The organism is Geomicrobium sp. JCM 19037 (genome assembly GCF_000698105.1).
GTDB lineage: Bacteria > Bacillota > Bacilli > Bacillales > Marinococcaceae > Geomicrobium_A.
Window position 1 is genome coordinate 56,613 of the sequence record NZ_BAWZ01000023.1, and the last position, 10,030, is coordinate 66,642.

General features: G+C 45.5%; 13 protein-coding genes and 2 pseudogenes. All 15 read left to right on the plus strand.

The window, feature by feature from the left end; all coding sequences use genetic code 11:
- Positions 1 to 3 precede the first annotated feature (3 nt).
- Positions 4 to 1,136: pseudogene (locus JCM19037_RS13635) on the plus strand (hypothetical protein).
- Positions 1,137 to 1,158: 22 nt separating this feature from the next.
- The gene (gene ftsY / locus JCM19037_RS13640; protein WP_042402004.1) at positions 1,159 to 2,145 is read left to right on the plus strand and encodes a signal recognition particle-docking protein FtsY; all 987 of its coding nucleotides are present in this window, start codon (positions 1,159 to 1,161) and stop codon (positions 2,143 to 2,145) included.
- A gap of 78 nt (positions 2,146 to 2,223) precedes the next feature.
- Positions 2,224 to 2,553, plus strand: a complete 330-nt coding sequence (locus tag JCM19037_RS13645; protein WP_042402007.1) for a putative DNA-binding protein — start codon at positions 2,224 to 2,226, stop codon at positions 2,551 to 2,553.
- Between the two features lie 13 nt (positions 2,554 to 2,566).
- Positions 2,567 to 3,918: pseudogene (ffh, locus tag JCM19037_RS13650) on the plus strand (signal recognition particle protein).
- 152 nt (positions 3,919 to 4,070) lie between these two features.
- Positions 4,071 to 4,343 (plus strand): 30S ribosomal protein S16, encoded by a 273-nt coding sequence (rpsP, locus tag JCM19037_RS13655; protein WP_042402009.1) that lies wholly within the window; start codon positions 4,071 to 4,073, stop codon positions 4,341 to 4,343.
- 8 nt (positions 4,344 to 4,351) lie between these two features.
- A complete protein-coding gene (locus JCM19037_RS13660) occupies positions 4,352 to 4,582 on the plus strand; it encodes a KH domain-containing protein (protein ID WP_042402012.1) in 231 nt (76 codons plus the stop codon).
- Between the two features lie 112 nt (positions 4,583 to 4,694).
- Entirely contained in the window at positions 4,695 to 5,123 is a 429-nt protein-coding gene (locus JCM19037_RS13665; protein ID WP_042402014.1) for a YlqD family protein, read from the plus strand.
- Positions 5,107 to 5,640: a ribosome maturation factor RimM gene (gene rimM, locus JCM19037_RS13670; RefSeq protein WP_042402016.1), complete on the plus strand. Its 534-nt coding sequence runs from the start codon at positions 5,107 to 5,109 to the stop codon at positions 5,638 to 5,640. The genes JCM19037_RS13665 and rimM overlap by 17 nt, the downstream gene beginning before the upstream one ends.
- Positions 5,637 to 6,362 carry a tRNA (guanosine(37)-N1)-methyltransferase TrmD gene (gene trmD / locus JCM19037_RS13675; RefSeq protein WP_042402019.1) on the plus strand — a complete coding sequence of 242 codons (726 nt, stop codon included), beginning with the start codon at positions 5,637 to 5,639 and terminating at the stop codon, positions 6,360 to 6,362. Before rimM ends, trmD begins: the two co-directional genes overlap by 4 nt.
- A gap of 112 nt (positions 6,363 to 6,474) precedes the next feature.
- Positions 6,475 to 6,819 (plus strand): 50S ribosomal protein L19, encoded by a 345-nt coding sequence (gene rplS, locus JCM19037_RS13680; RefSeq protein WP_042402021.1) that lies wholly within the window; start codon positions 6,475 to 6,477, stop codon positions 6,817 to 6,819.
- Positions 6,820 to 6,896: 77 nt separating this feature from the next.
- Positions 6,897 to 7,739 (plus strand): ribosome biogenesis GTPase YlqF, encoded by an 843-nt coding sequence (gene ylqF, locus JCM19037_RS13685; protein WP_042402024.1) that lies wholly within the window; start codon positions 6,897 to 6,899, stop codon positions 7,737 to 7,739.
- A 69-nt stretch (positions 7,740 to 7,808) separates the two neighbouring features.
- Complete coding sequence (locus tag JCM19037_RS13690; protein WP_042402026.1) at positions 7,809 to 8,549, plus strand: ribonuclease HII; 741 nt, start codon at positions 7,809 to 7,811, stop codon at positions 8,547 to 8,549.
- Between the two features lie 46 nt (positions 8,550 to 8,595).
- Positions 8,596 to 8,898: a hypothetical protein gene (locus tag JCM19037_RS25150; RefSeq protein WP_152549075.1), complete on the plus strand. Its 303-nt coding sequence runs from the start codon at positions 8,596 to 8,598 to the stop codon at positions 8,896 to 8,898.
- A complete protein-coding gene (locus JCM19037_RS13695) occupies positions 8,880 to 9,308 on the plus strand; it encodes a hypothetical protein (protein WP_042402029.1) in 429 nt (142 codons plus the stop codon). Before JCM19037_RS25150 ends, JCM19037_RS13695 begins: the two co-directional genes overlap by 19 nt.
- On the plus strand, positions 9,281 to 10,030 hold a 750-nt coding region (locus JCM19037_RS13700; protein ID WP_042402032.1), incomplete at its 3' end, for a hypothetical protein. The genes JCM19037_RS13695 and JCM19037_RS13700, both read left to right, overlap by 28 nt.

The window sequence follows — 10,030 nt, forward strand, 5'->3', positions numbered from 1 at the left end:
GAGATGAGAATTGAGCGGGCGAAACAAAAAGAACAATTCGAAAGTCAGCAACAAACCGTCAAACGGTTGCAAGCGGATGTAAAAGAACATCAGAAAGGTCTTGAAGCCGCCAAAGATGAGCGGAAAACATTAGAATCAAGACTCGGTGACTTATCAGAAGGCTCATCGACGATTGATGATGATATTCAGTTGACATCTGAGGAAAAGAAAACTGAGCAGGCGAAGGTTGAGGATGGCAAAGCAAAACGTGAGCAAGTGAAACAACAACTTCAATTGTTAGAAGAGCAAGTTCAACGTTACGAAGTGCGGGTAAGTGAAGAGGCAACGAAAAAGCAAGATGAGGAACTGTGCCTTCACCGGTTAGACATTGAACTCGACCACTTGCTAAACCGTCTGCAATCCGAATATGAACAAAGTTATGAAGCGGCAAGACGTGACTATGAGCTGTCCATTCCTGTGGACGAAGCACGTACGAAAGTGAAGCTGCTAAAAAAAGCGATTGATGAGCTTGGGTTTGTCAACCTTGGAGCGATTGATGAGTTTGAACGGATTTCCGAACGTCACGATTTCCTTAAAAGCCAGCAAGAAGATCTATTAGTAGCGAGACGCACTCTTCAAGAAGCGATTCGCGAGATGGATGAGGAGATGACGCGGAAGTTTCGTGAGACGTTCGTGCAAATCCGCGCACAATTTAAAGAAACGTACCGGAAAATGTTTGGGGGAGGAGAGGCTGACCTCGAGCTGAGCGACCCAGATGATCTGCTCGAGAGTGGGATTGATATTTTTGCTCGACCACCAGGAAAGAAACGCCAGGCGCTATCCCTACTCTCTGGTGGAGAGCGAGCGCTCACTGCCATTGCTCTATTGTTCGCGATTTTGAACGTGAGACCGGTGCCGTTTTGCATATTGGACGAAGTGGAAGCCGCGTTAGATGAAGCGAACGTCACTCGGTTTGCAAACTATTTACAGTCGTTCGCTCACCAAACCCAATTCATCGTCATTACACACAGAAAAGGACGATGGCGTCTTGTGACGCACTGTATGGGGTCACAATGGAAGAATCAGGTGTATCGCGACTTGTTTCCGTTCGTTTAGAAGAAACCGAACAACTCGAGGCCATCGTCTCGGGAGATTAAATCGTGGAAAGGTGTAGATGACATGAGCTTCTTTCGAAAACTTAAAGAACGCGTGACGAATCAAACCGATTCGATGACCGATAAATTTAAAGATGGTTTGCAAAAGACGAGAGATTCATTCTCTGAGAAAATGAACAGTCTCGCTGCAAAGTATCGAACTGTAGACGAAGATTTCTTTGAAGAACTTGAAGAACTTCTCATTTCGGCAGATGTTGGCGTGAATACGGTCATGGAACTCGTTGATGAACTTAGAGATGAGGCAAAGCTGAAAAATGTTAAAAACAGTCACGATATTTTACCGATCATTAGTGAAAAATTGACCGAAAGACTCGATTTTACCGGTCATGACAGTGAGCTTACAATGAACCCCGATGGGATGACTGTCATCTTGTTCGTCGGTGTGAACGGTGTTGGAAAAACGACGACGATTGGTAAACTCGCACACCACTTCAAGCAAACCGACCAAAAAGTTGTGTTAGCCGCCGGGGATACATTTCGTGCAGGGGCGATTGAACAGTTAGCGGTTTGGGGAGAGCGCGTCGGTGTAGATGTAATCAAGCAAGCCGAAGGTTCAGACCCTGCAGCGGTCATGTACGACGCCATTCATGCTGCCCGCTCTCGTGGGGCGAATGTGCTTTTGTGTGATACCGCTGGCCGCTTGCAAAATAAAGTGAATCTCATGAAAGAGCTTGAGAAAGTGAAGCGTGTAATCCAACGTGAAGTACCGAGCGCTCCTCATGAAGTGTTGCTCGTTCTGGATGCAACGACTGGTCAAAATGCGATGGCCCAAGCAAAACAATTTAAAGAAGCCACCGATGTATCCGGGATTGTGTTAACGAAGCTTGATGGTACGGCGAAAGGTGGAATTGTGCTCGCCATTCGCAACGAGCTTGATATACCAGTGAAATTTGTTGGGCTAGGCGAGAAGATGGATGACTTACAGCCGTTTCAAGCGGAACAGTTCACGTACGGACTTTTTCAAAACATGGTCGAGAAAGAAGAGGACTAACCGTTTCTTGACAGCGTGACGCGCAGCTTGTAACATTTAATTGTAAAGGCTATTCACTTAACAGTGAGGGTGAATTCAGTGCTTGAAAAGACGATGAGAATGAACGCGTTGTTTGATTTCTATCATTCGCTTCTCACAGACAAACAACGCAATTATTTAAAGCTCTACTATTACGATGATTATTCGCTCGGTGAGATCTCTGAACTTTATGAGGTGAGCAGGCAGGCGGTGTATGATAATATTCGCCGCAGTGAACAGATGCTTGAAGACTATGAGGCGAAGCTGGGTCTTTTTCATCGATACCGAATTCGACAAGAGCTATACAAGGCACTTAAAGAGATCGGTGACGAGACAGATAACCGGGAATTACTCCGGATTAGTGAAGAATTAGAACGAGCCGAAGAGTAAGGAGGGGATTCCAATCGCATTTGAAAGTTTAGCGGAAAGACTTCAACAAACGATGCAAAAGATTAAGGGTAAAGGAAAGGTTAACGAAGCGGACGTCAAAGAAATGACCCGTGAAGTGAGGCTTGCTTTGCTCGAAGCCGACGTGAACTTTAAAGTCGTGAAACAATTCGTAAACCGCATTAAAGAACGGGCGTTGGCCAGGAAGTGATGAAGAGTTTAACTCCCGGCCAACAAGTCATCAAAGTCGTCAACGAAGAACTGACTGAATTGATGGGCGCTGAAGAAAGCAAGATTGCTACAGCGAACAAACCTCCTACGATCATTATGATGGTCGGTTTGCAAGGTGCAGGTAAAACGACGACAGCGGCGAAACTTGCCAACTATTTGCGAAAGCAAAAGAACAAAACACCGATGCTCGTTGCCGCTGACGTATACCGTCCAGCGGCCATTGACCAGTTGAATACACTCGGAAAGCAATTAAATATGCCTGTGTACTCGGATGGGACCGATAAAAACCCGGTGGACATCGTCAATGCAGGTGTGCAAATGGCGAAAGATAACCAACATGACACGGTCATCTTGGATACGGCAGGTCGTTTGCATGTGGACGAATCACTTATGGGTGAACTGCTGCAGATGAAAGACGCTGTAACTCCTGATGAAATTCTTCTTGTTGTCGATGCGATGACCGGTCAAGATGCCGTTAACGTTGCCGAACATTTCAACGAACAGCTCGAAATTAATGGCGTCGTATTAACGAAGCTAGACGGCGATACACGCGGAGGGGCAGCTTTATCGATTCGCGCGGTCACTGACAAGCCGATTAAGTTCGCCGGAATGGGTGAAAAGATTGACCAACTTGAACCATTCCATCCAGAGCGAATGGCGTCTCGAATTCTCGGTATGGGTGATGTACTTTCATTAATTGAAAAAGCACAGACGAACGTCGATGAAGAGAAAGCCAAAGAGTTGGAAGCGAAGATGCGCAATGCCGACTTGACGTTTGATGACTTTTTGGAACAACTCGATCAAGTGAAGAGCATGGGGCCTTTAGAAGACCTACTCGGGATGATTCCAGGTGCTGGGAAAATGAAAGGCTTAAAGAACATGCAAGTTGACGACAGCCAAATTGGAAAAGTGGAAGCGATCATTCGTTCCATGACGAAAGCGGAAAAAGTCGACCCTAAACTGATGAATGCTAGCCGAAAGCGAAGAATTGCTAAAGGTAGTGGAACGACCGTTCAAGATGTGAATAAGCTGCTCAAACAGTTTGATGATATGAAAAAAATGATGAAACAGATGTCTTCACAAATGACGGGCAAGAAAAAAGGAAAAGGCGGGATGCAGCTCCCGTTTATGAAGTAGACAAAGATTTTTATGCTGAAAAGGAAAAACCCTTTACACATGAAAAGATTTTGTCTATAATAGGCTAATGTGCGATGAATTCACTAGAATTATTGCAAGGCGTTCTGCCTTTTAAACAAAAAAGAAAACAAATATAATGGAGGTTGAGGATTATGGCAACGAAAATTCGTCTTAAAAGAATGGGATCAAAGAAAAGACCTTTTTACCGTGTAGTTGTTGCGGACTCTCGCGCACCACGTGATGGTCGCTTTATCGAGGAGATTGGAACGTACAACCCGCTTCTTACAGAAAACACATTTGATGTGAAAGAAGAGCGTGCGCTTAAGTGGATGCTAGATGGAGCTAAACCATCTGACACGGTACGTAACCTATTCTCTAAAGCTGGCCTTATGGAGAAAGTCCATAACGCGAAGAACGGCAAGTAGGTTAACCGATGCTAAAAAAACTCGTCTTGACCGTTGCCCAGACGCTTGTGGATCACCCTGAAGACGTTCACGTAGACCAAGTGGAACAAGAAGGAACGACAGTGTTAACGCTGTCTGTGCACAAGGAAGACATGGGGAAAGTCATCGGCAAAAGCGGCAAAGTTGCAAGCGCATTGCGCACGGTTTTGGCCGCAGCGAACCGGGATCACGGAAAGGTTCGACTAAACATTGCTGATTAAGGACGTGTGAGGGGGAGGCGAAGCCTTCCTCTTTCTTTTTACTCGTTTTTGCTCAATCCGGACAAGATTAATGGTATATTGAAAGTATTACATATCAACTAGAGGTGATCCAATGAGAATTGAAAAGAAAGTGCTCGTTCGTCATGTACTCACCGAAGACTATCGGAAGAAATTATTGGCTAAAATGGAACAAGACAAGCAGCGTTTGATGACGGAGACGGAACAACTCCGTTTTCAATCACAGAAACAAGCGAAAGAGCAAACCGATGCCAACAACAAAGCGCTCGTAAAAACGAGGTTTAACGCGGAAATAAAGAAGCGTACACAACGAATTGAAAGCATTACTTTTCGTGAGAATAAGATTCGTACGCTTCCAGAAGGTTCTCTTGTAACAAGTGAAACGTTGAAACGTACGACCGATGTAAAAGTCGGCGACAAATGGGCAGACCATAAGCTAGAAGATGAAATCATCATTGAAGATGGTATGGTTACAGAGATTCGCACTAAAGGAGATCAAGGAGATCATGACGTCAAACACTGAGTATTTTAAAGTGGGGACGATTGTTAATACCCATGGAGTGCGGGGTGAGGTGCGTGTCATTCCGTCAACCGATTTCAAAGAAGAACGGTTTCAAGTAGGTAACACACTTTCTCTTCTTGGCAAAAACAAAAACCGTTCATCGGTTAAAATTACAGGCTCAAGGACTCATAAGCAATTTCAACTTCTCACGTTAGAAGGCATTGATTCTAAGGAGAGCGCAGATACGCTTAGAGATGCTGAATTGCAAGTGCATGAATCTGAGCGCGAGCATTTGCCAGAAGGTGATTTCTACTATAGTGAAATCGTCGGGTTGAACGTTGTTACAACTGATGGACAAACGCTTGGTGTCGTGAAAGAAATACTTTCTCCTGGAGCGAATGACGTGTGGGTCGTCAAGCGACATGAACCGATGAAAAAAGACGTGTTATTGCCGTATATTGATGATGTCATCATTGATGTCAATCGTTCTGAACGAGTCGTCACCGTGCGGCTAATGGAAGGATTGTTAGACGAATGAACCTTCATTTTCTAACGCTTTTTCCAGAGATGTTTACTGGAGTCAAAGAGTCTTCCATATGGAAACAAGCGAATGATAAAGGTAGTGCCACTTACACGATTACGAATTTCCGAGACTATACCGATAATAAGCACAAGAAAGTCGATGACTACCCGTTTGGCGGTGGTGCAGGCATGGTGCTTCGTGCGCAACCGATTCACGATGCGTTGCAGGCAATTCCTCGCACAGAAAAGGAACGAGTCGTCCTGTTATGCCCTCAAGGCGAAGCATACACACAAAAGAAAGCGGAAGAGCTTGCCGACGCTGATCAAATCGTTTTTATTTGTGGCCATTATGAAGGGTATGATGAACGTATTCGCACGCTCGTCACAGATGAGATTTCTGTAGGGGATTACGTGCTTACCGGTGGGGAGCTGGCATCGATGATTGTTGCAGATAGCGTCATTCGTTTGCAGCCTGGAGTGCTCGGAAATGATGAATCGGCGGTTAAAGACTCGTTTAGTACCGGTTTATTGGAACATCCTCAATACACCCGACCAGCCGAGTGGAATGGTTTGCACGTACCTGAAGTGTTGCTCTCTGGTCATCATGAGCGTATTCATGAGTGGCGAGAAAAAGAAGCGCTGAAGCGAACGTGGCAGCGGAGACCGGATTTGCTCGAACAAAAAGAACTGTCCGAACGAGAACACGTTTGGATAAAAGAATTTGAAGGAAACAATTGAAGAACGGCTGTCCATATGCTATGATAGCAGTTGTGGCGAAAGCCCTTGAATCCGATGTTCCGCTATGGAAATCCCGTAAGAGCATCCGAGAAGAAAGGAGGCAGTATGCCTTATGACAAACATTATTCGTGAAATTAACAAAGCTCAACTAAAGAGTGATGTACCTAACTTCCGTCCTGGAGATACAGTCGCTGTCGACGTTAAAGTTGTCGAGGGTTCTCGTGAGAGAATTCAGGTATTCCAAGGTGTTGTACTCAAGCGTCGCGGAAGTTCAATTAGCGAAACGTTTACCGTGCGTAAGATCTCTTCTGGTGTAGGAATTGAGCGTACATTCCCGGTTCATTCACCAAGAATCGCTAAGATTGACGTGAAGCGCCGTGGTCGCGTACGTCAAGCAAGATTGTACTACTTGCGTAAACTTCAAGGAAAAGCAGCAAGAGTAAAAGAACTTCGCTAAATTGTAGACCAACGAAAGGAGCTTGCCACCATACAGGCTCCTTTTTCGCACTTCTAAAAGTAAAGGAAGTTGTAACCATGACAATACAATGGTTCCCCGGACATATGGCTAAAGCCATACGGGAGATGAAAGAAAATATTAAAAAAGTCGATGTCGTGATTGAACTGCTAGATGCCCGCATCCCAGAATCTTCTAGAAATCCGGTGTTAGAAGAAGTCGTAACTGACCAGCCGCGAGTGCTCGTTTTTATGAAACCAGACTTAGCAGATCCAGAACGAACGAAAGAGTGGGTCGCCCACTACGAACAACGTGGACAAGCAGCAGTCGTGGTGGACGCCAAGAAAAACACAGGCATACAAACACTCATTAAAGAAGTGCTCAATCAGGCAGAACCGAAGATGGATAAGTTGAAGCAAAAAGGCATTCGACAACGTTCTGTGCGTGCCATGATTGTCGGCATTCCAAACGTAGGAAAATCGACGCTCATTAATCGACTTGTCGGGAGAAACCAAGCAACAACCGGGAATAAACCAGGGGTGACAAGAAAGAACGAATGGTTAAAAGTTGGCAAAAAAATGGAGCTGCTCGATACGCCAGGCGTCCTTTGGCCAAAGTTTGAAGATCAAACGGTCGGCCTTAGATTGGCAGCGACAGGAGCCATTAAAGATGAGCGTCTAGACTTTTCTGATGTTGCCCTATATTTGATTCGTTATCTTAAAGAACAATACCCAAATGCGCTAACTGTGCGCTATAACATAAAAGAAGCTCCGACTGAAGATGTGGCGTGGTTTGAAGAAATTGGAAAAAGAAGAGGCTGTCTAATGAGCGGAGGAGACATCGATTTTGATCAAACTTCCGAACTGATTTTGAGGGAGTTTCGTTCAGAGAAGTTAGGGAGAATTACGCTAGAACGGCCATAACGACCGTCTACACGTAACGCTCCCTTTTTTTAAAAAGGAGAAAACGATGAATAAGGAAAGCATAAAGCAGTGAAAGCCCAGTTATTTGAAGAAGGTGCAGTGCATGACGAGAACTGGCTTAAAGCGCTGCGTGCAGACGAAAGAAAAGGCATTCAAAAGCTTCTCTCCCAGTACGATGCACTCATCGAAAAACAAACAACAGATTTGAACATATATACCGATAAAAGAAATGAAGAGTATCGTCTCTGTCGCACGTGGAACTTTGCAGGCATTGATGAAGTCGGGCGAGGTCCACTAGCTGGACCGGTGACGACAGCTGCAGTTATAATCCCTGAGCACGTGATGCTGCCGGGCATTGATGATTCAAAAAAACTTTCACAAAAAGAGAGAGCCCGTCTATATACCCTCATTATGGAAACGTGCGTTGTAGGCATTGGTGAGGCGACTGTTGAAGAAATTGACGAAATCAACATTTATTATGCTACGCAATTAGCAATGAAACGGGCGATTGAAACATTGCCGACCCAACCGGATCATTTACTCGTTGATGCGATGACGTTACCCGTGCCCATTCGCCAAACCTCACTGACGAAAGGTGATCAGCACAGTGCTGCCATAGCAGCCGCCTCGATTGTCGCTAAGGAGACGAGAGACAGGTTTATGAGGGAGCTTCATGAACGCTTCCCGGTGTATGGATTTGACCAGCACGTAGGATACGGGACGAAGCGCCATCTTGATGCTCTTGATGATTATGGACCTTCTTCTGAACATCGCTTGAGTTTCCGTCCAGTCGCCGAACGTTTACTCTAAGAGAGGGTGTAGGTATGGACCATCAAACATAAACCGTTCATTATCGGTGTCAAGAGATCTAACGCTTGGTAAGCCTAAACTAACGCCTGGCCAATGGTTTAGTGGACGAATTACAAAGATTTATAGGGGACGTCAAGCTGTTGTACATACATCCGGCGGTTCGATGGTTGCTCGTCTCGAAGCCCCGCTCACAGCAAATGAGCGCTATTTATTTCAAGTGCAGTCGGTTAAAGGTGAGGTCCATTTGAAAGTATTTCCCACCCCGTCCAACTCCCCGTCTAAAGACCAATTGAGTGCAACAGGTCTAGGAATAACCGGCAGGAACGGGCGTTGCTCGGTCGTTTTTTAAGAGACGAAACGCCGTTTACTACGAATGCTTTGCAACAAGGGGGGGAACTGCTAAAAGCGATTGGAAGAAAAGATGCGCACGCAGTGAAGATTGTCGGAGCGATGATTCAACAACTTTTGCCGTTAACCCCTTCGGTCTATCAAGCCATCGACGCTTTCACGCGAGGAGACCAAGGGGCATCAGCGTTCCTTCGTAAACTGCAAAGCTCCACGACGATGCAAGCGGCAACACCGTCCTCCAATCAATTTCTACAATTGCTTACGACCCTTTTAGAAAGATCGTCTGTTTCAGCAAATCAGGCAGTGACGACCTCCCGATTGGAGCAATTGCTCCAAGAAGCAACTGGACGAGAAGTACCGCATCGTAGGGAGAAGGGGCAAGAATGTTGCTGGCGAGGATTGGGCTTGTGAACGAGGGAGTGGCAACCGCGACGAGAGAGACATTTATACACCAACTAAAAGAGACGTATCCAGCGTATACTCAATCGCGTGAGTGGAGCACTTGGTTAACCCCTTCTTCACAGATGTTTGAGCGTTTGAAAACGATCCTCTCTCTTCAAAACCTAACCGCTCATGAACGCGTAGCTCTGCAGCGACTTGTTGGCCAAGAAGTGATGCACGTACAACAAGTGAAACAATTACTAGACACGAGTACAAGTCAACGAATGCTCGTGCAAACGTTGGAGCGTGGTATGAATACGGAGATGAGCCCGCAGGCGGTAACATTGTTTACTTCCGTTGCCCAACAAATTGCCGGCACGCATCTGCTCGCTGCAATTCATGACTTTCAAGCATTTTATATTCCACTAGAGCGAGAAGAAACATATACCGATTTGTTTTTACTACACAAGCGAGAGCATCATGAAGCTTTTCGAATTCTGTTTTTTCTAAATCTGGAAATGCTCGGTGACACCGTCATTGACATGCAAGTCGTCAAAGAGCAACTTTTCTTAAACATTCGCACAAAACAACAGGAACCAGAGTGGATAAAGACGGTCATGACCCCGCTTTTAACCGATCGGCTGGAGCAAGCAGGATTTGTGTTGTCAAAATTTCAGTGGGAAGAGCCAGAAAATGGAGAACCGGTATTAACACTACAAAAAAATGAGCAAGAAAATACGAAAACTTCAAAG

Coding starts and splice junctions, on each gene's coding strand:
- ftsY (WP_042402004.1), top strand. CDS start 1,159: ATGAGCTTCTTTCGAAAACTTAAAGAACGCGTGACGAATCAAACCGAT.
- rpsP (WP_042402009.1), top strand. CDS start 4,071: ATGGCAACGAAAATTCGTCTTAAAAGAATGGGATCAAAGAAAAGACCT.
- JCM19037_RS13660 (WP_042402012.1), top strand. CDS start 4,352: ATGCTAAAAAAACTCGTCTTGACCGTTGCCCAGACGCTTGTGGATCAC.
- JCM19037_RS13665 (WP_042402014.1), top strand. CDS start 4,695: ATGAGAATTGAAAAGAAAGTGCTCGTTCGTCATGTACTCACCGAAGAC.
- rimM (WP_042402016.1), top strand. CDS start 5,107: ATGACGTCAAACACTGAGTATTTTAAAGTGGGGACGATTGTTAATACC.
- trmD (WP_042402019.1), top strand. CDS start 5,637: ATGAACCTTCATTTTCTAACGCTTTTTCCAGAGATGTTTACTGGAGTC.
- rplS (WP_042402021.1), top strand. CDS start 6,475: ATGACAAACATTATTCGTGAAATTAACAAAGCTCAACTAAAGAGTGAT.
- ylqF (WP_042402024.1), top strand. CDS start 6,897: ATGACAATACAATGGTTCCCCGGACATATGGCTAAAGCCATACGGGAG.